Genomic DNA, 23,907 nt, shown 5'->3' on the forward strand with positions numbered 1-23,907 from the left:
CGTTCTCTTCCTTGCGTCCGCCAGGGGTGCAAAACCGCCCGCGCCGGGTTAAGTCTCGGCACGCCACGCGCTGGCTGCTAAGCTTAAGACGTCCCAGAGGTCCGGAGTCCGACACCGAAGATGCAATCCGTCCGCGATCACCTGGAAACTATCCTTGCGCGTCTCGCCGCCCGTGCCGGTGAAGAACGTGTGTTCACGAAACTCTATACCGAAGCCGCGCGAGCCGCAGCCGATGCCGCCGACGCGCGGCGGAGGGCCGGCGTGAGGCTCGGACCGCTCGACGGAACGATCATTTCGATCAAGGACCTGTTCGATGTCTGCGGCGAGGCGACCACGGCCGGATCACTGCTGCTCAAGGATGCTGCGCCGGCAATTGGCGACGCCATGATTGTGCGCCGGCTGCGGCAAGCCGGCGCGGTGATCATCGGCAAGACCAACATGACCGAGTTCGCCTTTACCGCCATCGGCGACAACCAGCACTATGGCACGCCTGGCAACGCGACCGATGCCGACCGCATTCCCGGCGGGTCTTCCTCGGGCGCCGGCGTTTCCGTCGGCGAGGGGACGAGCGAAATCTCCATTGGTTCCGACACCGGCGGGTCGATCCGTATTCCGGCGGCACTCAACGGCGTCGTCGGCTTCAAGCCGACGGCGCGGCGGGTGCCGCTCACAGGCGCCTTTCCGCTGTCGGCCACGCTGGACTCGGTCGGCCCGCTCGCCCGCACCGTGGCGCAATGCGCCGCGGCCGATGCGGTGATGGCGGGCGAGGACTTGGCGCTGCCTGCGCCACTCGCCCTTGCGGGGCTGCGCATCGGTCTCCCGCGCGGCGTGCTTTTCGGAGAGACTGAAGGCGCGGTGGCAGCAGCGTTCGAGCGCTGCCTCGGCAAGATCGAGCAGGCCGGCGCACGGGTCGCGGACCTGTCGATCGCCGACCTGATCGCCGACCTTCGCGCGGTCACAAAACGCGGTTCGATCGCCGCGATGGAAGGGGCCGAAGTGCATGCAGACTGGCTGGCGGCGGGCTCTCCGGTGCCGGTTGACCCGCATGTGAGCGGACCCTTGTCGCGGGCGGCAATGCTGCCGACCCCGGTTTACATCAGGGCACTGCGTCGCCGTGCCGTGCTGGCCGCCGCCATGGATGAGCGGCTGACGTCGGTCGATGTGCTGGCCCTGCCAACCACGCCGGTGACAGCGCCGACCATCGTCTCCCTGGCGCAAGATGCCGGTCTGCGCGATCGCACGGAGGGCCTGCTGCTGCGCAACACGCAGGTGGCCAACCAGTTCGATCTCTGCGCGATCTCGCTGCCGATACCAGGCATGGCGCTGCCGGCCGGCTTGATGCTGGTGGCGCGCCACGGCCACGACCGCCGTCTGCTGAGCATCGCCGCTGAAGTGGAGAGATTGCTGGGCGGCTGATCGGGACTGAACCGAATGTCAGTGTGAAGAGCAGTGCTTGCGTTCGCTGTCCTTGGCGGCGCGCTCGACGGCCGTCGCGATCAGCCACGGCAGGCTGTATTGCTTGCCGGTGATGGTCTGGGTGCGTCGCTCGATCGATCCCCTGACGACAATCTTGCCGGCAGAGAGCGCATCCGACGCCTCGACCATCGCCTTGTCCTTCGTCGGCAATCCGCCGGTGTCGATCGACACGCCTTTGATGATCTTGCCGGTGGCGAGGTCGAGCACGCTGTTCGATGGGCAGGGAGCCTTGAAGCAGCGCAGCCCGTTGTCGCAATAGACATAGCTGCTTTCGGCCGCGGCGAGCGAGGGCAGCAGGCCCGCTGAAGTGGTGGCAAGGCACAGGAATGCGAGGCGGAGAACGGACATGGCTCCAGCGTCGCGAAGAATTGGGGCGAAACGGCGATGGTCTAGCTGTCGGCGGGAAACCGTCGCCGATAATGCCCGACCACTTCCGGGTTGCGCAGATTGACCGGCAATTTGCCTGCCAGGACCAGCAGGGCCTCGCCGGCCGCGCCAACGCCCATGCGCATCATCGATTCCTCGGTGATGCCGGCCATGTGCGGGGTGATGACGACATTGTCGAAGCTGAAATAGGGATGATCCGGTGGCAGCGGCTGCGTCGAGAACACGTCGAGCGCGGCACCGCCGATGCGGCGCTCCCGCAAGGCCTCGATCAGCGCGTCGTCATCGACGACGGGCCCGCGCGACACGTTGATCAGCAGCGCGTTGGGTTTCATGCGCGATATGCGTTCGCGGCTGATCAGGCCGCGCGTTTCCGGCGTCAGCGGACAGCACAGGACGATGATGTCGCTCTGCTCGACCAGCGCGTCGATCGACAGGAAGCCGACCTTGTCCGGCGCCGGCTGCATGCTGCGGGTCGTTGCGACCACTTTCAGGTCGAACCCATGCGCGGCGATATGGCCAACGGCCTGTCCGACGGCGCCGAGACCGACGATGCCGATCGTCTTGCCGGCGAGCTCGATGTTGGAATTGGCGTGCTCGCGACCGGCAAGCCAGCCCTTGGCGCGCAGGTCGCGGTCGACGACACGAAACTGCCGAAGCAGGGCGAGGGCTGCAAACATCACATGCTCGGCCACCGAGCGTGCGTTGACCGCCGGCACGTTGGCGACCAGCACACCTGCCGCGGTCGCTGCTTCCATCGGGATCATGTCGAGCCCGGCGCCATGGCGGATCGCTGCCCGCAACCTGGTGGCACCCTCGAACAACAGTGGCGGCAGGGGCGCGCGCACAATGACGATGTCGGCATTCCTCGCCTCGGCGGCCAGCGTGCCCGGATCGATGGCCGAGGCGACGACAAGCTCACCCGCCCCCGCCAGCATGGCCGCGGCGCGCGGATGCAGTCTGTGCGTCGACAGGATGCGCGTCATCCCCGTCAGGCCTGTTCGAGCGTCGGGTTTTGCGGCGCCGCCCCGAGGCCTTCGATCAGCCCCTTCCAGTAGCTTTCCGCGCCCTGCAGGTGGGCGCTCATCAGCGCCTGGGCGAGATTGCCGTCGCGCCGCAGCAGCGCCTCGTATATCTGGATGTGTTCGGCATGCGAGCGCACGCTGCGCTCCGGATCGTTGAAGTAGATCGGTAGGCGCTGCTCGCCCATCAAATAGTAAACGCTGCAGATGTTGTGGAAGACGCCATTCTTGGTGGCGCGCACGATCTCGAGATGGAATTCGCGGTCCTCCTTGGCGAGGCCTTCGCCTGCCGCGATGCGTTCTTCCGAGGCCTTCAGGATCTCGCGCAGCCGTTCGAAATTCTCCTCGGTGGCACGCGAGCATGCAAGTTCGGCCGCCTTGATCTCATGGATCTTGCGCAATTCGACCGTCTCGTAGATCTGCAAGGGATCGAGCGGCAGGCCGGCGCGCGCGAACAGCGCCAGCGCCTCGACGCTGGCCTGCTTGGTGTCGATATAGATGCCGGACTTGGCCCTGCGCTCGACGATGCGCATGGCCTCGAGAATGGCCAGCGCTTCGCGGATCTGGCCGCGGCTGACGCCGAAATGCTCCGCCAGTTCGCGTTCCGACGGGGTTCGGCCCGTCTCCTTGTCGGAATGGGAGAACAGATAGGCGGCAAGCTCCGCGAGAAGGTTGTTTTCTTTCATCGTCAATTGCGTTGCGCGTGCGCCTCCAGGAATCGCTCCGAAATGGTGAATCCCAATCCGGGTTTTTCGGGGATCGCTATCATACCGTCCCTGGCTTCGACAGTCTCTTCGACAAGGTCGTGGATCATCGGATTGGCACCGAGCGAATATTCGACGGTGAAGCTCGACGGCGAGGCGGCGCAGACATGCAGCCCGGCGAAGAAGCAGGGCGCGCCGGCCCATAGATGCGGCGCAAAGCGCAGGTTGAAGGCGCTGGCGATGGTTCCGATCTTCATGGCCTCGCTGATGCCGCCGCAGAAGGCGGGATCGGGCTGGAAGATGTCGGCGGCCTTGAGCACGGCGAGGTCGCGGAAGGCATAGCGGGTCGCATCGCTTTCCCCGGTGGCGATCGGTATGGCGCCGGAGGCACGGACTTCGGCAAGGCCGGACTTGTCGTCGGCGATCACCGGCTCCTCGAACCAGGCAAGGTCGAGATCGCCGGCGAGATGGATGAAACGCTTGGCCTCCGCCACCGTATAGGTGCCATGGGCGTCGACCATCAACTCGACGTCGGGGCCGAGCGCCTCACGGGCGGCGCGAACGCGAGCGGCCGACACATGCGCGGCGCCATCCATGGCGCCGATGCGCATCTTCAGCGCCTTGAAGCCGCCCTTGGCGACATAGGATTTGAGCTGGTCGCCGATCGCGTCGGCGGACGCCCAGCCACCCGAGGCGTAGGCTGGCATGCGATCGAGCTTGCGCCCACCGATCAGCCGCCAGACCGGCTGCCCGAGCGATTTGCCCAGTATGTCCCAGAGCGCGATGTCGACGGCGCTGATGGCGGCCACGCTCATGCCGCGCCGCGCCAGCTGCGGCATGGCATGGCCGGCGCGCGCCGCGCTGTCGTGGCGCACGCCGTTGTAGAGCATTTCCCAGATGATGCCGATATCGGCCGGATCGCGGCCGACGAGCTGCGGCCCGACCTCGCGGTTCAGCATATGGACGAGCGCACCATAGCTGCCGGCGCTGCCGGCGGCGTTCTTGCCTTCGCCCCAGCCGACCAGCCCGTCATCGGTTTCGATGCGCAGGATGGCGGCGTCGAAGGTCGTCACCTGACCGAAATCGCTGCGGTGCTGCTTGGCCGCCTCGATCGGTATGCGAATCCACCAGGCCTGGACGCTTTTGATGCGCATGGTCTTCCCCGGCCCTGCCGCCGGATGGCGGGAGGGCTCATTCCCAATCGGATCGGCTACTTGATCAGCGGCAGCAACGTTTCGGCAGTGATCCGCATCTGGTCGGTGTAGAACTTTTCCGTCAGCACGCTGGAGCCGTGATCCTGGATGAATTTGAGCTGCTCGGGCGAGATGTCGACCGGGTGGCGTTCGACCATGTCGGGGTAGGGCGCGGCCGGGGTGCGGTCGACAGGCGCGACGAACTCGTTGGTCAGCGCCCCGTCATAGCCGACCTCCCGCAAGGTCGCGACGATCTTCGGCCAGTCGATCTGGCCAAGGCCTGCGGCGAAGCGGTTATTATCGGCGACATGGAAGTCGAACAGGCGCTTCCCGACCTTACGGATCGCGTCGTAAACGTTAAATTCCTCCATATGGAGGTGGTAGGCGTCCAGGCAGACGCCACATTCCGGGCTGACAGCGTCGGCCAATGCCAGGGCCTGGGCGCCGCGATTGAACAGGTAGGTCTCGAAACGGTTGAGTGGCTCGACCGCGATCTTGACGCCGACCTTCTTGGCGTGGGTGAAGCACTCCCTGGTGGCATCGACCACCCACTTCCATTCCTCTTCCTCGGTGCCGTCCGGCACGACCTTGCCGACGGTCGCGGGAACCAGCGTGATGATCTCGCCGTCGAGTTCGCTGACCATGGTCAACACGTCCTTGACGTATTGCACGGAGCGCTCGCGCTGGCCCTGGTCCCGGGCGGCAAGGTTGCGTTCGCCAAGCATCAAGGTCACGGCGCCCCAGCAGCGTATGCCGTGCTCCTTCAGGAGCGCGCGCGTCTCCTTGGTCTTGTACTGGTCGGGCTCGCCGGAAATCTCGATCGACTCATAGCCGAATTTCTTGATGCGCTTGAGCGTCGTCTCCAACGGTTCCGCGCGCATCCAGTTGTGCGTCGAAAGATGCATGGTCTGTCCTTCCCGGATCGTCCCTAATGGTTCGCCTGCAACATGCCGTCACCGGATGTGACGGACGGTTCCTCCCCAAGGCGTTCCAGCATTTCTTCGCAAACTGGTTCGACCAATTGGGCCCAAGACGAGGTCTACAGCAATTTCCCACGCGCGGCAAGAACTGTGCGATGGCAACTTGATGTCTGGATTACTCCATTGATTATATTGGACTATGCTGCCCTCCCGTGGCACGGTGGAGGGCTCTGAATGTGAGTGGCAAGGCTTGACCAAATCGCCACGTTTGGTAATACCAGAATGACAATGCACGCAAGTGACCGTTGAGAACAGACCAAAGTGGCTGGCTCTGTCTTCAATCGGCGCTATGCTCGGGCGCGACAACAATGAGGGAGGATGCCGATGCCGAGGACGATGAAGGGCCCTGGACTGTTCCTGGCGCAGTTCGCGGGCGATGCAGCGCCGTTCAATTCGCTTGCATCGATCACAAAATGGGCGGCCGGCCTCGGCTATAAGGGCGTGCAGATCCCGACCTGGGACGCGCGCTTGTTCGACCTCCAAAAGGCTGCGTCTTCCAAGGCCTATTGCGACGAGGTGAAGGGCATCTGTGCCGACGCCGGCGTCGAGATCACCGAACTATCGACGCATCTGCAGGGGCAATTGGTGGCGGTGCATCCGGCCTATGACGCGCAGTTCGACGGCTTTGCGCCGGCTTCGGTGCACAACAACCCCAAAGCGCGGCAACAATGGGCGGTCGAACAGATGCAGTTCGGGGCCAAGGCGTCGCGCAATCTCGGGCTCGACGTCTCGGTGAGCTTCAGCGGCGCGCTGGCTTTCCCCTACCTCTATCCCTGGCCACAGCGGCCGGCCGGATTGATCGAAGAGGCGTTCGCAGAACTAGGCAAGCGCTGGAAGCCGATCCTCGATGTCTACGAGGACAATGGCGTCGACGTCGGCTACGAAATCCATCCCGGCGAGGATGTGTTCGACGGGGCGACGTTCGAGATGTTCCTCGACGCGGTCGGCGGCCACAAGCGCTGCAACATCAATTACGATCCGTCGCACTTCCTGTTGCAGCAGCTCGACTATCTCGAATTCATCGACATCTACCACGAGCGCATCAAGGCCTTCCACGTCAAGGACGCCGAGTTCAATCCGACCGGGCGGCAAGGCGTTTATTCCGGCTACCAGAGCTGGACGAACCGCGCCGGCCGCTTCCGCTCGCTGGGCGACGGACAAGTGGATTTCGGCGGCATCTTCTCCAAGCTGACGCAGTACAACTATGATTCCTGGGCGGTGCTGGAGTGGGAGTGCTGCCTGAAGCATCCGGAGGACGGCGCGGCCGAAGGCGCGCCCTTCATCCAGCACCACATCATCCGGGTGACGGAGAAGGCGTTCGACGATTTCGCCGGCGGTGCCACGGATAAGAAGGTGCTGCGCGCCATGATGGGAATCTAGCGCGGGTTTTCCCTCTCCCTCGAGGGGGAGGTATCTCAGACACGAGGGAGACGACATGGTCGGTGCATCGAAGTCGGAAACGGGAGGCGGCCCGATCCGCTATGGCATGGTCGGTGGCGGGCAAGGCGCTTTCATCGGCGCGGTGCACCGGATCGCGGCGCGCATGGACAATGAGTTCGTGCTGGTCGCCGGCGCGCTGTCGTCCGATCCGGCGCGCGCCAAGGCCTCTGCCGCCGAGCTCGGGCTCGACCCTTCGCGCAGCTACGCGTCCTATGCCGAGATGGCCAAGGCCGAGGCAAAGCGCCCGGATGGCATCGAGGCGGTGGCCATCGTCACTCCGAACAATGTGCATGTGCCGGCGGCCAGGGCGTTTCTTGAAGCCGGCATCCATGTCATCTGCGACAAGCCGCTGGCGACGACGCTGGCCGAGGCAAAGAAGCTCGCGGCGATCGTCGAGAAGACCGGCAAGGTGTTCGTGCTGACCCACAATTACACCGCCTATCCGATGATCCGCCAGGCGCGCGAGATGGTGGCCAAGGGCGTGCTCGGCGACATCCGCATCGTGCAGTCGGAATATCCGCAGGACTGGCTGACGGAGGACCTTGCCGCCACCGGTCAAAAACAGGCGGCGTGGCGTTCCGACCCCAAGCAGGCCGGTGCCGGCGGCGCGCTCGGCGACATCGGCACGCATGCCTACAATCTTGCCCGCTTTGTCTCCGGGCTGGAACTCGACACGCTGTCGGCCGATCTCGACGCCTTCGTGCCGGGACGGCAGCTCGACGACAATGTCAACGTGATGCTGCGCTTCAAGCCGGTCGGCAAGACGCATGCGGCAAAAGGCATGATCTGGGCAAGCCAGGTGGCGCCCGGCCATGAGAACGGGCTGAAGCTGCGCATCTATGGTTCGAAGGGCGGGCTGGAATGGGTGCAGGCCGATCCGAACTATCTCTGGTATACGCCGTTCGGCCAGCCCAAGCAGCTGATCACCCGCAACGGCGCCGGCGCGCTGCCGGTGGCGGGCCGTGTCAGCCGCGTTCCCTCCGGCCATCCCGAAGGCTATCTCGAAGGCTTCGCCAACATCTACCAGGAGGCCGCACGCGCCATCCGCGCCGCGCGGCGCAAGGGCGGCAAACCTGCCAAGGACGTCGTGTTCCCGACCATTCAGGACGGCGTCGAGGGCATGGCCTTCATCGAGGCCTGCGTGAAATCGTCGAAAAAGAATGGAGTGTGGACGAAACTTTAAATTTGATCTCGCGGGGGGATCATTTGGGGGAGGGGCGTCGATGAAAATCGGCATGTGCATGTTCTTGTGGACGACGGCCGTATCGAAGAAGCACGAGCCATTGCTTCGCGACATCAAGGCCACCGGCTTCGACGGCGTCGAGATACCGATCTTTGCCGGCATGCCGGACGACTACAGGAAATTGGGCGAGCTGCTCGATCGCATAGGGCTTGAACGGACCGCCGTTTCAGCGATGGGCGATCCGGCGATGAACCTGATCTCGGCCGATGCGGCAACGCGCAAGGCCGGTGTCGACTACATGAAATGGGCGATCGATTGCGCAGACGCCCTCGGGGCCAGAACGCTGAGCGGCCCCTTGCATTCGACGCTCGGCGCCTTTTCCGGATCCGGCCCGACCGCGGCCGAGAAGAAACGCTCCGTCACCTCGCAGCGCGCCATAGGCGATCATGCCGGCAAGAGGAACGTCACCATCGGGCTCGAGGCGCTCAACCGCTTCGAATGCTACCTCCTCAACACGATGGCCGACCTGTCGGAGCATATCGACGCCATCGACCGGCCGCACATCAAGGCGATGTACGACACCTTCCACGCCAATATCGAGGAGGCCGACCCGATCGGCGCCTATACGAAGCATCGCAGGAATGTCGTGCATATCCATATATCGGAGAACGATCGCGGCGTGCCGGGGCGCGGCAACATCCCCTGGAAGGAAACATTCTCGGCCATCCGCAAGAGCGGCTACGACGACTGGCTGACGATCGAGGCGTTTGGACGTTCGCTGAAGGATCTCGCGGCGGCGACCAAGGTGTGGCGCGATTTTTCCGAGAGCCCGGAAGCGGTTTATCGGGATGGATATAAGCATATCAAGAACGGGTGGAAGAAGGCCGCCTAGGTGCCTTGGTCGGGCGATAGTGACGCGAACAAGACCTGCGTCGGCGACCTTTGGCGGATAGAAAGAAGCCTCGGCCTAGGGCGACAGGCGTCAGCCAGGACGGCCTGGCGCCATTCCTCTCCCCCGTCGATCGGGGGAGAGGTGTCGAGCGCAGCTCGACGGAGTGGGGGTCGACCCTTGGCGCGGCACCATACGATGCCCGCGCTTATGCCTCACAAGGTTAGCCCAGTTCGGCCTGCAACCTGTTGTAGTCGTGAATCGTCCGGCTCAGCCTGCGGCGCAGGAAATTGGAAATGTTGTCGAAGATGAAAACCACAACCAGCGTCAGCAGCACCATGTAGAAGACGTTGGCCCAGTTCGAATTGGTGCGCATCGCTTCCCACAGTTTCAAGCCGATGCCGCCGGCGCCGACGGCGCCGATAATGGTTGCGCCCCTGGTGTTGGATTCCCACTGATAGAGCGTCTGGCTGATGAACACCGGCACCACTTCCGGCAGTACGCCGTAGCGCTGCACCAGAAGACGGTTGGCGCCTGTCGACACAACACCTTCGCGCGGCTTGTCATCGATGTTCTCCAGCGCCTCGGAATAGGTTTTGCCGAGCGTGCCGATCTCGGTGAAGAAGATCGCGGCGCTGCCGGCCAGCGGACCCGGTCCGAAGGCGCGCGTGAAGAACAGTGCCCAGATCAGCATATCGATGGAGCGCATGAAGTCGAAGAAGCGCTTGAGCAGCTGGTTTACCAGCCGGTTGGGGGTGATGTTGCGGGCGGCGAAGAAGGCGAGCGGGAAGGCGACGATGCCGCCGAGCGCGGTGCCGAGAAAGGCCATGACGATGGTCTGCAACAGCTTTGTCCAGACATCGCCATGCTGCCACTGCGCATTGTTCCAGATGTTGTTGCCGGCGAGCGCCAGATTGGAGGTGCCCGCTTTCAGCTCGGGGCCCGACGTGATCAGTGACACCACCTCGCCGGCGGATTTTCCGAAGAAGGGCGAGCGTGTGTCGAAGACGAAGTTCGCCCAGCCGAGAAAGCGCTTGCGGATCCTGACGCGATCGGGGGCGACGCGGACCTCGCCGGCGAAGCCCATGTCGGCGACGACCTCATCCTCATGCACGGTGACCCAGTCGGGAACAGGTCCCGAGACCAGCGGCTTGCCGCTGTCCAGCGCCACCGCCACGCTCGTCCCAGCGGCGACGATCGTTGCTCGTGCCTTGTCGAAGGTGACCGACTTCGCCGTGCCGTCGATGAGGACCGTCACCGAACCGTCGGCGTTGGTCTTGACCCAATCCGGGTGGGGATTGGGGCCGAGTACAGAAAAGCGGGGGTATTTGGCCGTTATCTGCGGCTCGTCGAGGCGGAAGATCGGCTGCACGTCGTAACTGATCCACTGGGTCAGGAACAGCGGCAGCCGCTCCCAATGCGATTCCCGCAGCACTTGCGGCAGATTGAAGAACCACAGCGCGTAGAGCAGGTAGAGCAAGATGCCGCCAAGCAGCAGCAGCGGCCCGAAACGCTTGTGGAACGGCCGGCGGAACACTTGCGGGAAGCGTTCCTCGATCGACTGAATTTCGGCGGCGGTCATGATCAGGCGCTCATCACAAAGGCCTGTTCGCCGACCAGCTTGCGGCGCAGCCAGGCGGAGAACTGGTCGACGATGAAGATGGTCGTGAACAGGAGCAGCACCAAGGCTATCGTCTTGGCGCCGAAGCCGCGCGAGATCGACAGCTTCAGCTCCTCGCCGATGCCGCCGCCGCCGACGGCGCCCATGATGGTGGAGATGCGCACGTTGATCTCGATCCTGAGCAGCGTATAGGACATGAAATTGGGCAGCACCTGCGGCAGGCCGGCAAAGCGTACCCGTTCGAACCAGGTGGCGCCGACGGCCCGCAGGCCTTCCTCGGCGCGCATGTCGATGTTCTCGTTGATCTCATAGAACAGCTTGCCCAACGCGCCGATCGAATGCAGACCGATGGCGATGATGGCGGCGATCGGACCTATCGAAACGATGGCCGCGAACAGGCCGGCGATGACGATCTCGGGAAAGGCCCGCAGCAGTTCCATGAAGCGCTTGACGACAAGCCGCAGCAGCGGATGCGGCGTCAGGTTGCGCGCCGCGATGAAGGAGAACGGCACGGCGAAGACGAAACCGATAGATGTCGAGACCAGCGCCACGTTAAGCGTGGTCAGCATCAGCTCGAAATATTCGGGGATGTAGAAGCCGCCCCAGACATAGGCGCGGCCGAGCGGAAAGTTGAATTCCTGCGTGCCGGTGTCATGCGGGGAGGCGATGTCGAACAGCGCCCGCCAGACATCGTTCCAGTCCTTGGGAACGAGCCAGCTCAGGAAATCCAGTATGTGCGGAAGCCGGTCGAAGAAGTGTCCGGCATTGGCATCGTCGGCGAACCACATGGTGCCGCCGAGTGCGACCAACAGCAGGCCGACGCCGATGGCGGTGTAGAGCCGGCGCAAGGAGGTCTGGCGACGCCAGGCGTCGGCCATCTGGTGCGTGGCGCCGGAAGGAGCTGTCAGGGAAAGGGTCATGGTCGGAGATGCAAGAAGGGCGGCGTTTTCTCGACGCCGCCCTTCCTGACTTCTGCCTTTAGCCGCCGATGGCTGCCTTACGGGCTTCGACGATGACGTTATAGAAATCCGCCTTCACCGGAACGTAGCCGGTAAAATCACCGCCTTCGACGCCTTCGAAGCAAGCCTTGTCCTTCTTGGGCAGGTCGGTGAAGAAGGCCGCCAGCTTGGCCGTCATCTCGTCGCCGAGCGCCGTGCGCACGACCAGCGGACCGTTCGGGATCAGGCCCGAGCGCCAGACCTCGACGAAGTCGTTGGGGTCGACGGCGCCCTTGGCGACTTCCTTGTGGAAGGTGCCGGAGGTGTAGCCGTCCTTGAAGTCGCCGATGCCGGAGGAATCGTCCACCGCCACGTCGACCTTGCCGTCACGCACGGCGAGCACATTGTTCTCATGGCCGCCATTGAACTGGGTCGAGGCGAAGAAGGTCTCGTTCGACGCGCCCGTGTCCTTCGGAATCTGCGTCAGCGGGATCAGGTAGCCGGAGGTCGAATCCGGATCGGCGTAACCGAGCTTCTTGCCCTTGGCCGACTTGATGTCGGTGATGCCGGAGGACTTCAGCGCCAGGCCGATCGAATAGTAGCCGGTCGCGCCGTCGGTCTGCTGGGTGGTGAGAATCGGGGTTACCGCCTTGGGATCCTTGAGGACGACGCTGGCGTAGCCGGAAGCGCCGAGTTCGGCGAAGTCGAGCGTGCCGCCGAGAAGTCCCTGGATGACGCCGTCATAGTCGGCGGCCGGGAACAGCGAGACCTTCTCGAAGCCGAATTCGGCCTTCAGGTGATCGGCCAGGCACTGGTAGTTGCGCAGCCGGTCGGTTTCGTTCTCGCCGCCGAGGATGCCGACGCGGAATTCCTTCATATCGGCGGCATGCGCCGCGCCGGTGGCCATTGCAAGCACCGAAACGGCGCTGAAAACCATTTTCCTGAACATCTGATTTCTCTCCTGTAGGTTCCGGCCCCGCGCCGGCGGCGTTGGTGATTTTGACGGGTGCCCTGACGCGGGCTGGCGATCCAGGTCGCTCTCAGTAACCCGGGAACGCGGGTTCGAGCGGTCCGGCGGATGCGGCGATTTTTTGCTTGAAGGCAACGCTGGTCGAGGTGATGGCCTCGGAGATTTCGCCGCCATTGCTGTCGGCGCCATAGACGAGACGGACGGCCTCGCGGTTAAGCTCCTCCGGCGGCCCGTCGAACACGACCTTGCCCGCGGCCATGCCGATGATGCGGTTGCAATAGGTACGGGCGGTGTCCAGCGTGTGCAGGTTGGTGACCACGGTGATGCCTTCGCGCAAATTGATGTCCTGCAGCGAATCCATCACCACCTTGGCGTTGAGCGGGTCGAGCGAAGCGATCGGTTCGTCGGCCAGGATCACCCGGGGCTGCTGCATCATGGCGCGGGCAATGGCGACACGCTGCTGCTGGCCGCCCGACAAGGTGCCGGCGGGCTGCAGCGCGGTACGGGCGATGTCGAGCCGCTCGAGGGCCGCGACCGCCTGCGCACATTCGGTTCGCGAGAACATGCCGAAAAGGTTCGACAGGGTCGGACGATGGTTCAGCCGGCCGAGCAGCACATTGGTCAGCACGTCGAGGCGCGGCACAAGGTTGAATTGCTGGAAGATCATGGCGCAGTCGCGCTGCCAGCGCCTGAGCGGCGAACCGCGCAATTGCGAGACCTCGGCTCCGTCGAAGAAAATCGATCCATGGCTGGGATCGATGAGGCGGTTGATCATACGCAGAAGGGTCGACTTGCCGGCGCCGGAACGGCCGATGACGCCGACCATCTGACCCTGCGGGATCGAGATGCTGACATCGTTAACGGCGGTGTTCTTGCCAAATCGTCGGGTGACGCCGCGGATTTCGAGCGTGGCTGACATGGTGCGTTCCCGTCCAGTCGCGGTTGAAGGTCCTGTTGACCCTCGCTAGCGCAGCGCCATGAACCTGCGGTGTCGGATTGATGTCAGTTTTGTTACCACCCACAGCCGTGTCGTGCGCGATCAGGCCAGGACCAATCAGTTCCTCGAAGTGCTTCCATGTCCCTGAAGCTGCGGAAGGCAGGCGGCTCGAGAAGACAGCCCCCTGCCCGAACTCTATGTAAGGGATGCGAATAGTGAGCAGCCCTATTCCATTCACCACCGTCATCCACCGTATTTTTCCAGGAAAGCTTCGGCCTCGAGCTGACGGAAATCGTCGAGTGCGGCGCGCAGCCTCGCATGGTCCCAATCCCACCAGGCAAGCGCCTGGTAGCGCTCGGCGGTGCGGCGGTCGAAGCGCTCGCGGACCGGCTTTGCCGGCACGCCGGCGACGATGGTGTAGGGAGCGACATCCTTCGATACCACCGCTCCGGCGCCGACGGCGGCGCCATCGCCGACGGTGATGCCGGGCAGGACTGTCGAGCCATGGCCAAGCCATGTGTCGTGGCCGATTGTGACGCGCCTGGCGCGGCGCTCAGCGAAAAATTCGCTCTCGTGTTCGGCATCGTCCCAATAGTCCGATGCGCGGTAGGTGAAGTGGTGCAGCGTCGGTCGCCAGGTCGGGTGGTTGGTGGCGTTGATGCGCACGCTTGCCGCGATGTTGGAGAATTTGCCGATCGTCGCACACCAGACGGCGCAGTCCTGCATCATGTAGGAATAGTCGCCGAGTTCGCTTTCCGAAACCCGACAGCGGTCGGCGATTTCGGTCCACCGGCCAAGCGTCGAATTCTCCACATCCGCCGTCCGATGGACCAGCGGCGTTTCCGACAGTTTTTTAGTCATGCGGCGAGCTTTCCCGGGGCGAAGGCGGTGACGTCGATGATGCGGTCGGCCACCGCTTCGCGCACATCATGGTCGTGGAAGATGCCGAGCAGGGCGACGCCTGCCGCCTTCTTGGCGGCGATGAGTTCGATCACCACATCGCGGTTCCTGGCGTCGAGCGAAGCGGTCGGCTCGTCGAGCAGCAGGATCGGGTGCCCGGTGATGAAGCCGCGCGCGATGTTGACGCGCTGCTGCTCGCCGCCGGAGAAGGTCGCCGGCGGCAATGCCCAGAGTTTTTCCGGCAGGTTGAGCCGCGCCAGCAAGGCGCGCGCCTTGCTTCTTGCTGCTTCGCGATCCTCGCCGCGCTCCACCAGCGGCTCGGCGACGACGTCGAGCGCCGGTACGCGCGGCACGGTGCGCAGGAACTGGCTGACATAGCCGATGGTCTGGCGGCGCACGGCAAGCACGGTGCGTGGGCTGGCGCTGGCGAGATCGATGAGCCCGTCTTCGTGCGTGACGATGATCTGGCCTTCGTCGACGGCGTAATTGCCGTAGAGCATCTTCAGGATCGAGCTCTTGCCGGCCCCGGACGGGCCGCCGAGCACGGTGCATTCACCGGCGCGGATCGAGAAGGAGACACCGGCGACGACAGGCAGTTTGATGCCGTCGCGCAGATGCATGGTGAAGCTCTTGGCGAGATCGGAGACAACGAGAGGCGTCGGCATCAGAAGGTACTCCAATCGTTATTCGTTTGCGGGCAGGACAGAGGGGGGTGACTTGGCGCCATCGTCAAACCTGCAGAATCGAGGAAACAAGCAATTGCGTGTACGGCGCGCGCGGGTCGTCGAGCACACGGTCGGTGAGGCCGCTTTCGACGACGCGGCCGTCTTTCATCACTATCATGCGCTGGGACAAAAGCCGCGCCACCGCGAGGTCGTGGGTGACGACGATGGCGGCGAGGCCGAGATCGGTGACGAGGCCGCGCAAGAGATCGAGCAGGCGCGCCTGCACCGAGACGTCGAGGCCGCCTGTCGGTTCATCCATGAACACCAGCCGCGGGCCGGTGACGAGGTTGCGGGCAATCTGCAGGCGCTGGCGCATGCCGCCGGAAAAGGCGCGCGGCTCGTCGTCGATGCGGTCTTCCTCGATCTCGACGCGCGACAGCCAGTCAACGGCGGTGGCGCGGATCTTGCCGTAGTGGCGGTCGCCCACCGCCATCAGCCGCTCGCCGACATTGGCGCCGGCCGACACCGTCATGCGCAAGCCGTCGGCCGGATTCTGGTGGACAAAGCCCCAGTCGGTGCGCATCAGGAAGCGGCGCTCGGCCTCGCTCATGCGGTAGAGTTCGCGGAACTGGCCGTCGCGCATGCGGTAGCTGGCGGTGCCGGATGAGGGCAGCAGCCGCGTCGACAGGCAGTTGAGCAATGTCGTCTTGCCGGAGCCGGATTCGCCCACGACAGCCAGGACTTCGCCCGGCCACAGATCGAAGGTGACGTTGTCGCAGCCGACGCGCGAGCCGTAGAATTTCGAGAGCGCCGAAACGCGCAGCAAGGGTTCGTCGGTCATTGTATCTCCTTACCCTCCCCCTTGTGGGGAGGGTCGGCGCGCAGCGCCGGGGTGGGGGCTGCCGATGGGTCGCTACCCCCACCCGCGCCTTCGGCGCGACCTCCCCACAAGGGGGAGGTAGGGGTGCTGCGCCGCTTCTCGCAGTGGTCGGTGTCGGAGCAGACGAACATGTGGCCGCCGTGGTCGTCGAGGATGACCTCGTCGAGATAAACGTTCTCGGCGCCGCACAACGCGCAGGGCTGGTCGAAGGTCTGCACCTCGAACGGATGATCCTCGAAGTCGAGGCTGACCACATCAGTGAAGGGCGGCAGCGCGTAGATGCGCTTCTCGCGGCCGGCGCCGAACAGCTGCAAAGCCGGCGAGCGGTGCATCTTGGGATTGTCGAATTTCGGTGTCGGAGACGGGTCCATCACATAGCGGCCCTCGACCTTCACCGGATAGGCATAGGTGGTGGCGATGCGGCCGTGCTTGGCGATGTCCTCATAGAGCTTCACATGCATGAGGCCGTATTCCTCCAGCGCATGCATTTTGCGCGTTTCGGTCTCGCGTGGCTCGAGAAAGCGCAGGGGCTCGGGGATCGGTACCTGGTAGACCAGCACCTGGCCTGCGGCGAGTGGATATTCGGGAATGCGGTGGCGGGTCTGGATGATGCTGGCGCTGGCGGTATCGGTCGTAACCGCCACATTGGCGACCTTCTTGAAAAAGGCGCGGATCGAGACCGCATTGGTGGTGTCGTCGGCGCCCTGGTCGATGACCTTCAGCACATCGTCGGGGCCGATGATCGAAGCGGTAACCTGGACGCCGCCGGTGCCCCAGCCATAGGGCATCGGCATTTCGCGCGAGGCGAACGGCACCTGATAGCCGGGAATGGCGATGCCCTTGAGGATCGCGCGGCGGATCATCCGCTTGGTCTGTTCGTCGAGATAAGCGAAGTTGTAGCTGGCGATGTCGGTCGGTTGCGCGCTCATTCCGCGGCCTCTTTCTTCTCTTCAATCTTGCCGGGATTTTCGCGGGCGTCGTACTCGGCGCGCATGCGGCGCACGAGGTCGAGTTCGGCCTGGAAGTCGACATAATGCGGCAGCTTCAGATGTTCGACGAAGCCGGTCGCCTGGACGTTGTCGGAGTGCGAGATGACGAATTCCTCGTCCTGGGCGGCGGCGACAATGTCCTCGCCGAGTTCGCTTGCACGAAGAGCGCGGTCGCAGAGTGCCATGGCCATCGCCTTGCGCTCGCTCTGGCCGAAGACCAGCCCGTAGCCGCGTGTGAATTGCGGTGGCGCCTTGGCCGAGCCCTTGAACTGATTGACCATCTGGCATTCGGTAACGCGCGCGGTACCGAGCGGCACCGCGAAAGGCAGTTCGGGCACGTCGAGCTCCAGCTCGACCTCGCCGATGCGGATCTCGCCGACGAAGGGATGGTTGCGGGCATAGCCGCGCTGCGTGGAATAGCCGAGCGCCAGCAGGAAGCCCTCGTCGCCGCGCGACAGCGCCTGCAGGCGGATGTCGCGAGCCATCGGGAACTCCAGCGGCTCGCGGGTGATGTCGCCGGGGACATGGTCCTGCGGCATGTCTCCGTCCGGCTCGATCAGCCCATCGCGAGCGAGGATCGCCGAGACGCGCGGCATTGCCTGCGCTTCCGTCTCGCGCCGCAAGGGCGCGGCGACATCGGCGCCGGCGGCAAGCTCGGGATCGAGCAGCCGGTGCGTGTAGTCGAAGGTGGGCCCAAGCAACTGGCCGCCGGGCAGGTCCTTGTAGGTCGCCGAAACGCGGCGTTCGACCAGCATGGTGGCGGTGTCGATGGCATTTGTATAGCCAAAGCGCGGCAGCGTGGTGCGGTAGGCCCGCACCAGGAAGATCGCCTCGATCATGTCGCCGCGCGCCTGCACGATAGCGAGTGCGGCGAGTTCGCGATCGTAAAGCGAGCCTTCGCTCATCACCCGGTCGACGCCGAGCGCCAGCTGTTCGACGATCTGGTCGAGGCGCAGTGCCGGTACCGAGCGGTCACCGCGCCGACGGTCAGCGAGCAGGCTGTGGGCGTTGGCGATCGCGGCTTCGCCGCCTTTTACCGCAACATACATCGCTAGGCCTCCGTCGTCTTGATGCGTGTCGTACGCGGCAGGCAGGCGAGGCTGTCATGTGCCGCCAGGATGATGTCGACGCCGCGCGGAAAGCGGTTGATGTTCTGCTTCCACTGCTCGATGAAATGACGCGGCATGCGGGCCGGCGCGATCGTCGCCGTCTTCTCGATGCCAGGACCTTCGAGCAGCAGCGGCGTGCCTGACGTGAGATCGCCGACCTGCAGGATCAATGTGGTCGAGCGGTCGGGATAGTCCTGCGTGCCTTGCGAGAAACCGTCGAGCGCCATCATCTCGGCCGGCGAGGCCACAAACGCGAAATGCGCGTCGGCCGGGGTGTTGGCCAGCGGCGCACCGCTGTGAAAGCCGAGCCAGGACATGACCGCTGCCGAGGCATGCAGGGCCGGGTCGAGCCAGAGCGGCGTGTCATTGTCGCACAATGCCAGCGCAACCGCGCCCGATGTCGCCGAAAGCGGCGCCGGCGGGCGGGCCAGGGCCGGCAAGGGTTGCACGCTGCCCGGCCGCGCCATTGCGTCCATGACGGCGCGAAACACCGTCTGGGCGTTGAACACCGGATCGGCGAACCCGCCCTCGATCGATTGCGCTGCGATATCCATCAATCTTCTCCGCGAACCATGGTGAAGAAATCCACCTTCGTTGCCGCCGTTTCGGCGCGGCGCCTTTCTCGTGCCGTGGTCAAGGCAGCCCGCAGCGGCGCGAGAAGGCCCGTTTCGACCGCCTCTCGGTGGGCGGGGTCCTGCCACAGCGCGTCGGCGATGGCCGCCAGCTTCGCCTTCTGCTTGTCGCGGCCGAGCGCATAGCAATGGCCGACCTGTCCGGACGGCAGGCGCACTGTGGCGCGGGTCACGGTGGCCTCGCCGACATTGAACGGCGCGCCGCCGCCGCCGATGCGGCCGCGCATGGTAACCAGGCCGGTCTCGGGACCGCGCAGCAGTTCGGCCTCGGCAGGCAGGCCGGATTCGTTCCAGAGGCGAACGATGTCGTCGCCGCTGGACTGCGCCAGGGTTGCCATGGCCGCCTTGCGTTCGGCCTGGTCGCGCGCTTCCTGTCCTCGCATCAGCAACATCCTTGCTTCTAATTTGTCTATTGATATAGACAACCATACGAATTATACCCATTACCTAACGCGAGTCCATGACGGGTGCGTGACAGGGGCCGGCCAGGGGCGAAACCGTGAACGGAAAACACGTGGCTGACGGTATCGAGCGGCGCAGCGGCGTCTCGTTGTGGCGCCAGATCGCCGACCGAATCCTGCAATCGATCGCTGCCGGCGATTTCGCCGAGAATGCCGCGCTGCCGCCGGAGGTGGCGCTGGCCGAGCGCTATGGCGTCAACCGTCACACGGTGCGCAGCGCCATCGCGGCGCTCGTGCAAGACGGGGTACTGCGGGCCGAGCAGGGGCGCGGCACTTTCGTGCTGTCGCGCAAGCGGCTGTCCTATCCCATCGGCGCGCGCACGCGATTTTCAACCGGCTTGCAGGGCCAGGCGTCGGAGCGGCATATCGTGCTCCTGTCCTCATCGGTCGAGCCGGCCAGCCGGCGCGTCGCCGAAGCCCTGGGCCTTGCCAGGGGATCGGATGTGATTCGCCTGGAGACGCGCGGCGAGGCCGATGGGAAGCCGGTGTCGCGCGCTTCCGGCTGGTTCGACGCCAAGCGCTTCGCCGGCATCGATGTGGCCATGGCCGAGACCGGGTCGATCACCGCATCGCTCAAGCGTTTCGGCATAGACGATTATCTCAGGCAATCGACGGTGCTGTCGGCGCGTCACGCCGATGCTTCCGACCTTGCCGACCTCGATCTGCAGCCGGGCGGCATCGTGCTGGTCACGATCGCCGTCAACATGACGCCGGACGGCCGGCCGATCCAATTCGCCGAGGCGCGCTTCCCGGCAGAGCGGGTGGAGCTGAAACTGTCGGCGCTGTAGGGCGTGTCGGCCTTATACTAACGCTGGTACCAGACCAGCTCGGTTGTCAGCGGCTTGGCGTTTGGGGGTCGACCTGCGCGGGGCGTCGTCAACTCAGGCCGGGTTCACCGCCTGCCATCTTATGCCCCCACCTCGATCACGGCCTTGATCAGGCCGGATTTCTCATGCGCCCAGCGGGCGAGGTCACGTGGCGTGTCGGCAAGCGTGGTGCGGTGGGTGACGAGCTTGGCCAGCGGCACCGCGCCATCGCGGATCGAAGCGGCGACGTGGTCGAAATCGGCCCGCAAGGCATTGCGGCTGCCGACAAGCGTCATCTCGCGCTTGTGGAATTCGGGGTCGGAAAAGGCGATGTCGTCCTTGACGACGCTGACCAGCACCAATGTCCCGCCATGCGCGACATGAGCGAAGGCCGACTGCACCGAGCCGGTGTTGCCGGTGGCGTCGAAGACCACGTCGAAGCCTTCGCCTGATGTCGCTTCGCTGACCAGATCGGATGCCGCGCCGCGCGACCCGTCGAGGGTCTTGAAGCCGAGTTCATTGGCGGCGAAGCGGAGCCTTTCGCTGCTCATGTCGAGCAGCGTCACGTCGAGCCCGGCGATGCGGGCGAAGATGGCGGTGCCGAGCCCGATCGGTCCGGCGCCGATGACGAGCGTCCGTGCGCCGGGATCGGCACGCGAGCGCCGCACCGCATGGGCGCCGATGGCCAGGAATTCGACGGCCGCGGCATCGGCCAACGACAGGCCGTTGGCTGGATAGAGGTTTTGTTCCGGGATAAGGATCTGTTCGCACATGGCGCCGTCGCGATGCACGCCGAGCACTTCGATCCGGACACAGCAATTGGGTTTACCGTGCCGGCAGGCGATGCATTTGCCGCACGCCAGATAGGGATTGATGATGACCGGCTCGCCCGTGGCAAGACTAACGCCTTCGCCCGCCTCGACGATGGTCCCCGACACTTCATGGCCCATGATGCGGGGGTAGGCGAGGAAGGGATGCTTGCCCTCGAAGATGTGGTAGTCGGTGCCGCAGATGCCGACATGGCTGACCGCCACCAGCGCCCAGCCGGGAGGCGGCGAGCCAGCCGCGGGACGGTCTTCCACGACAAGGTCGCCGGGCGAACGGCAGACAACGGCTTTCATGCTTCAATCCAGTCGGTTCATGGAATCGCCGGCCGATTTTTCGACCCGGCCGGCGATCGATTTTACTTGCCACCTCGGCGGCGCAGGCCGTCGAAGTAGACGATGACGATGATCAACATGCCGGTGATGACGCGCTGCCAGAACGTGTTGACGTTGAGCAGGTTGGCGCCGTTGTTGATGGTGGAGAGGATGAACGAGCCGATCAGCGGCCCGTGCACCGAACCGATGGCGCCGAACAGCGACGTGCCGCCGATCACCGACGAGGCGATGGCTTGCAGCTCGTAGGTGTCGCCCTGCGTCGGATTGCCGATGCCGATGCGGGACGCGAGCAGCACGCCGACGAAGGCCGCGCACAGGCCGGACAGCACATAGGCCATGTAGATCGTGCGCGGCACGTTGACGCCGGAGAGGCGCGCGGCTTCCGCGTTCGAGCCGACGGAGAAGAGATAGCGTCCCCATCGCGTGTGGTGCAGGAAGACGTAGGAGGGCAGCGCAACCACGATCACCATCCAGAACAGATAGGGGATCCCCAGCAGCGAGCCGCGCGAAAACGCCTGGAACGCGTCGCTGTTGATCGATATCGAATTGCCATTGGTCATCAGGAGACCGATGCCGCGCAGCGAGGTCATGGTCGCCAGCGTGATGATGAAGGGCGGCAGGCCCATCCTGACGATGCCGAAACCGTGGAACAGGCCGATGGCGACCCCCACCAGCAGCGTCGCCAGAACCGCGATCCAGACCGGCCAGCCGGCATTGATCAGCAGTGCGACGATGACGGTGGCGAAGCCGACGATGGCGCCGACGGAAAGGTCGATGCCGCCGGTGATGATGACGAAGGTCTGGCCGACGGCCAGGATGGCGATCAGAGAACCCTGGCGCAGCAGGTTGGTGATGTTGAGCGCCGAAGCGAAGGACGGCGTGGCGACCGCCAGGATGACCCACATCAGAAGCAGCAGGCCAAGCAGCGTCAGCCCGAACAGGGCATTGTAGTTGCGCTTCGGCTTTTCGGCAGGGATCGCCTCGGTGCTCATGTCTGTCCTCCCGTCTTTTCTTGTTTCTCGGCCAGGGCCTGGCTCAGAATGTCCTCGTGATCGGCGGTGCGGAAACCATGCGTGGCCACCAGCTTGCCGCGCCTGAACACATGCAGCGTGTCAGCCAGTTCGTAGACCTCAGGCAGATAGGACGAGATCAGGATGATGCCCGCGCCCTTGGACAACAGCACACTGAACAGCCGGTAGATCTCGGCCTTGGTGCCTACATCGACGCCGACCGTCGGCTCGTCGAAGATGAACAGTTTGGCGCCGTGCGCCAGCCACTTGCCGATGACGATCTTCTGCTGGTTGCCGCCCGACAGGCTGGAGGCCAGCGCGCCGCGCGTCGGCGTCTTGATCCTGAGGTCGGCGATCTGCCGGTCCGCCTCGGCCTTCTCCTGCGCAGACGAGATCAGCAGATTTTTCGATATGCGTTTGTAGATCGGCAAATTGAGATTCAATGCGACCGGCAGGTTGAGACACAGGCCCTGGTCGCGGCGGCTTTCCGGTGCCAGCGCCATGCCGAGCTTGATGGCGTCGTGCTCGGAGTTGACCTGCACCTCCTTGCCTTCCCACAACACCTGGCCGGCCGATTTGCGGTGGCGGCCGTAGAGGGTGGTGACGAATTCGCTGCGGCCGGCTCCGATCAGGCCGTAGAGCCCGACGATCTCTCCCGCGCGCACCGACAGAGAGACATTCTCGAAACCCTTGCCGGACAGATTCCGCGCCTCGGCGATGACGGCGCCCGGCGTGAAATGCTCCTTGTGATAGATCTGCTCGATCGAGCGGTTGATCATCAGCTTGACCAGCTCCGGCTCATTGGTCTCGGCGATGTTGCGGGTGCCGACCAGCGTGCCGTCACGCAGCACCGAGACGCGGTCGGCGAGCTCGAACACCTCCTCCATGCGATGGCTGATGTAGATGATGGTGACGCCTTCACCCTTCAGGCGGCGGATCAGCGTGAACAGCTGGTCGGCCTCCTTGCGGGTGAGGTACGCGGTGGGCTCGTCGAAAATCAGGAATTTGGTGCCGCGCACGGTGGCGCGGGCGGCGGCGATCAGCTGCTGCTGGCCGATGGTGAGATCGCCGAGCACGACATGCGCCGGCAGGTCGAAGCCGAGACCGTCGATGATCTTCTGCGCTTCCCTGACCATGGCTCGCTGCTGGAGGATGCCGAAGCGCGAATTCTCCTCGCCGAGGAACATGTTGGCGGCGACGGTCAGGTGACGGCAGAGCACGACTTCCTGGTGCACGGCGTTGATGCCGAGCGCCATGGCTTCGTGCGGCGTCGCCAGGGCAGCCGGCTTGCCTTCCCACACAACCTCTCCGGAGGTGCGCGGGATGACGCCGGTCAGAAGTTTGATCAGGGTCGATTTGCCGGCACCGTTCTCGCCGACGATGGCGTGGATCTCTCCCGCCTTGAAGGCCAGGGTCACAGGCTTCAGCGCATGCGTGCCGGGATACCGCTTTTCCAGACCCTGCAGCTCGAGGATCGTCCTGCCGGGCTCTAGCACGGGGGCCGGATGCAGTTCCTGCGCGGTCGACGTCATGGCAATCCTCCCTGTTGTTTCCGGGG

At 64.5% G+C, this 23,907-nt stretch carries 23 protein-coding genes and 1 pseudogene; 5 read left to right on the forward strand and 19 right to left on the reverse strand.

The genetic code is table 11. The annotated features are described in order from the left end of the window. The first annotated feature begins 120 nt into the window (after nucleotides 1-120). Nucleotides 121-1,416 (forward strand): amidase, encoded by a 1,296-nt coding sequence (locus FJ443_RS16680; protein WP_140664935.1) that lies wholly within the window; start codon nucleotides 121-123, stop codon nucleotides 1,414-1,416. Nucleotides 1,417-1,434: 18 nt separating this feature from the next. Here FJ443_RS16680 and FJ443_RS16685 read toward each other — a convergent pair whose 3' ends face one another. Genes FJ443_RS16685 through FJ443_RS16705 form a run of 5 tightly spaced genes read right to left on the reverse strand, consistent with a single transcriptional unit; the run spans nucleotide 1,435 to nucleotide 5,684 of the window. After that, a complete protein-coding gene (locus FJ443_RS16685) occupies nucleotides 1,435-1,824 on the reverse strand; it encodes a hypothetical protein (protein WP_140500387.1) in 390 nt (129 codons plus the stop codon). Between the two features lie 41 nt (nucleotides 1,825-1,865). Continuing rightward, nucleotides 1,866-2,846, reverse strand: a complete 981-nt coding sequence (locus tag FJ443_RS16690) for a hydroxyacid dehydrogenase (protein WP_140500385.1) — start codon at nucleotides 2,844-2,846, stop codon at nucleotides 1,866-1,868. Between the two features lie 5 nt (nucleotides 2,847-2,851). Then, nucleotides 2,852-3,568: a FadR/GntR family transcriptional regulator gene (locus FJ443_RS16695; RefSeq protein WP_140513801.1), complete on the reverse strand. Its 717-nt coding sequence runs from the start codon at nucleotides 3,566-3,568 to the stop codon at nucleotides 2,852-2,854. Nucleotides 3,569-3,570: 2 nt separating this feature from the next. Next, a complete protein-coding gene (locus tag FJ443_RS16700) occupies nucleotides 3,571-4,740 on the reverse strand; it encodes a mandelate racemase/muconate lactonizing enzyme family protein (RefSeq protein ID WP_140584110.1) in 1,170 nt (389 codons plus the stop codon). 56 nt (nucleotides 4,741-4,796) lie between these two features. Continuing rightward, nucleotides 4,797-5,684 (reverse strand): sugar phosphate isomerase/epimerase, encoded by an 888-nt coding sequence (locus FJ443_RS16705; RefSeq protein WP_140500380.1) that lies wholly within the window; start codon nucleotides 5,682-5,684, stop codon nucleotides 4,797-4,799. A gap of 399 nt (nucleotides 5,685-6,083) precedes the next feature. Between FJ443_RS16705 and FJ443_RS16710 the strand changes: the two genes are divergently transcribed. Genes FJ443_RS16710 through FJ443_RS16720 form a run of 3 tightly spaced genes read left to right on the forward strand, consistent with a single transcriptional unit; the run spans nucleotide 6,084 to nucleotide 9,274 of the window. Next, nucleotides 6,084-7,139 carry a sugar phosphate isomerase/epimerase gene (locus FJ443_RS16710; protein ID WP_140522580.1) on the forward strand — a complete coding sequence of 352 codons (1,056 nt, stop codon included), beginning with the start codon at nucleotides 6,084-6,086 and terminating at the stop codon, nucleotides 7,137-7,139. Nucleotides 7,140-7,194: 55 nt separating this feature from the next. Beyond that, a complete protein-coding gene (locus FJ443_RS16715; protein ID WP_140522578.1) occupies nucleotides 7,195-8,382 on the forward strand; it encodes a Gfo/Idh/MocA family oxidoreductase in 1,188 nt (395 codons plus the stop codon). A 40-nt stretch (nucleotides 8,383-8,422) separates the two neighbouring features. Continuing rightward, complete coding sequence (locus FJ443_RS16720) at nucleotides 8,423-9,274, forward strand: sugar phosphate isomerase/epimerase (protein WP_140513798.1); 852 nt, start codon at nucleotides 8,423-8,425, stop codon at nucleotides 9,272-9,274. A 220-nt stretch (nucleotides 9,275-9,494) separates the two neighbouring features. Here FJ443_RS16720 and phnE (FJ443_RS16725) read toward each other — a convergent pair whose 3' ends face one another. The 11 genes and pseudogenes from phnE (FJ443_RS16725) to phnG form a co-directional block, all read right to left on the reverse strand. After that, the gene (phnE, locus tag FJ443_RS16725; RefSeq protein ID WP_140664938.1) at nucleotides 9,495-10,853 is read right to left on the reverse strand and encodes a phosphonate ABC transporter, permease protein PhnE; all 1,359 of its coding nucleotides are present in this window, start codon (nucleotides 10,851-10,853) and stop codon (nucleotides 9,495-9,497) included. A 2-nt stretch (nucleotides 10,854-10,855) separates the two neighbouring features. Continuing rightward, nucleotides 10,856-11,812 carry a phosphonate ABC transporter, permease protein PhnE gene (gene phnE / locus FJ443_RS16730; protein ID WP_140664940.1) on the reverse strand — a complete coding sequence of 319 codons (957 nt, stop codon included), beginning with the start codon at nucleotides 11,810-11,812 and terminating at the stop codon, nucleotides 10,856-10,858. A 58-nt stretch (nucleotides 11,813-11,870) separates the two neighbouring features. After that, nucleotides 11,871-12,779 carry a phosphonate ABC transporter substrate-binding protein gene (gene phnD, locus FJ443_RS16735; RefSeq protein WP_140500369.1) on the reverse strand — a complete coding sequence of 303 codons (909 nt, stop codon included), beginning with the start codon at nucleotides 12,777-12,779 and terminating at the stop codon, nucleotides 11,871-11,873. A 91-nt stretch (nucleotides 12,780-12,870) separates the two neighbouring features. Beyond that, nucleotides 12,871-13,719 (reverse strand): phosphonate ABC transporter ATP-binding protein, encoded by an 849-nt coding sequence (phnC, locus tag FJ443_RS16740; RefSeq protein WP_140500368.1) that lies wholly within the window; start codon nucleotides 13,717-13,719, stop codon nucleotides 12,871-12,873. A 261-nt stretch (nucleotides 13,720-13,980) separates the two neighbouring features. Beyond that, a complete protein-coding gene (locus FJ443_RS16745; RefSeq protein WP_140664943.1) occupies nucleotides 13,981-14,598 on the reverse strand; it encodes a DapH/DapD/GlmU-related protein in 618 nt (205 codons plus the stop codon). Next, on the reverse strand, nucleotides 14,595-15,302 hold the full coding sequence (phnL, locus tag FJ443_RS16750) for a phosphonate C-P lyase system protein PhnL (RefSeq protein ID WP_140664946.1): 708 nt from the start codon (nucleotides 15,300-15,302) through the stop codon (nucleotides 14,595-14,597). The genes FJ443_RS16745 and phnL overlap by 4 nt, the downstream gene beginning before the upstream one ends. A 64-nt stretch (nucleotides 15,303-15,366) precedes the next feature. Beyond that, nucleotides 15,367-16,143 (reverse strand): phosphonate C-P lyase system protein PhnK, encoded by a 777-nt coding sequence (gene phnK, locus FJ443_RS16755; protein WP_140664949.1) that lies wholly within the window; start codon nucleotides 16,141-16,143, stop codon nucleotides 15,367-15,369. Nucleotides 16,144-16,271: 128 nt separating this feature from the next. After that, nucleotides 16,272-17,111, reverse strand: a pseudogene (locus FJ443_RS16760) (alpha-D-ribose 1-methylphosphonate 5-phosphate C-P-lyase PhnJ); the annotation flags it as partial. Further along, complete coding sequence (locus FJ443_RS16765; RefSeq protein WP_140584116.1) at nucleotides 17,108-18,220, reverse strand: carbon-phosphorus lyase complex subunit PhnI; 1,113 nt, start codon at nucleotides 18,218-18,220, stop codon at nucleotides 17,108-17,110. The gene FJ443_RS16765 and the pseudogene FJ443_RS16760, both read right to left, overlap by 4 nt. 2 nt (nucleotides 18,221-18,222) lie before the next feature. After that, nucleotides 18,223-18,834, reverse strand: a complete 612-nt coding sequence (gene phnH, locus FJ443_RS16770) for a phosphonate C-P lyase system protein PhnH (protein ID WP_140500314.1) — start codon at nucleotides 18,832-18,834, stop codon at nucleotides 18,223-18,225. Further along, the gene (phnG, locus tag FJ443_RS16775) at nucleotides 18,834-19,295 is read right to left on the reverse strand and encodes a phosphonate C-P lyase system protein PhnG (RefSeq protein WP_140500313.1); all 462 of its coding nucleotides are present in this window, start codon (nucleotides 19,293-19,295) and stop codon (nucleotides 18,834-18,836) included. Before phnG ends, phnH begins: the two co-directional genes overlap by 1 nt. Nucleotides 19,296-19,411: 116 nt before the next feature. Between phnG and phnF the strand changes: the two genes are divergently transcribed. Further along, nucleotides 19,412-20,161: a phosphonate metabolism transcriptional regulator PhnF gene (gene phnF, locus FJ443_RS16780; protein ID WP_140664952.1), complete on the forward strand. Its 750-nt coding sequence runs from the start codon at nucleotides 19,412-19,414 to the stop codon at nucleotides 20,159-20,161. 119 nt (nucleotides 20,162-20,280) lie between these two features. Here the strand turns inward: phnF and FJ443_RS16785 are convergent, their stop codons facing one another. The 3 genes from FJ443_RS16785 to FJ443_RS16795 all read right to left on the reverse strand — a co-directional run bounded on the left by FJ443_RS16785 (nucleotide 20,281) and on the right by FJ443_RS16795 (nucleotide 23,881). Next, nucleotides 20,281-21,300: a zinc-binding alcohol dehydrogenase family protein gene (locus tag FJ443_RS16785; RefSeq protein WP_140664955.1), complete on the reverse strand. Its 1,020-nt coding sequence runs from the start codon at nucleotides 21,298-21,300 to the stop codon at nucleotides 20,281-20,283. A 62-nt stretch (nucleotides 21,301-21,362) separates the two neighbouring features. Further along, entirely contained in the window at nucleotides 21,363-22,331 is a 969-nt protein-coding gene (locus FJ443_RS16790; protein WP_140500307.1) for an ABC transporter permease, read from the reverse strand. After that, nucleotides 22,328-23,881, reverse strand: a complete 1,554-nt coding sequence (locus FJ443_RS16795) for a sugar ABC transporter ATP-binding protein (RefSeq protein ID WP_140500305.1) — start codon at nucleotides 23,879-23,881, stop codon at nucleotides 22,328-22,330. Before FJ443_RS16795 ends, FJ443_RS16790 begins: the two co-directional genes overlap by 4 nt. Between the last annotated feature and the right edge of the window lie 26 nt (nucleotides 23,882-23,907).

The sequence above is a fragment of the Mesorhizobium sp. B2-6-1 genome (genome assembly GCF_006440475.1).
GTDB lineage: Bacteria > Pseudomonadota > Alphaproteobacteria > Rhizobiales > Rhizobiaceae > Mesorhizobium.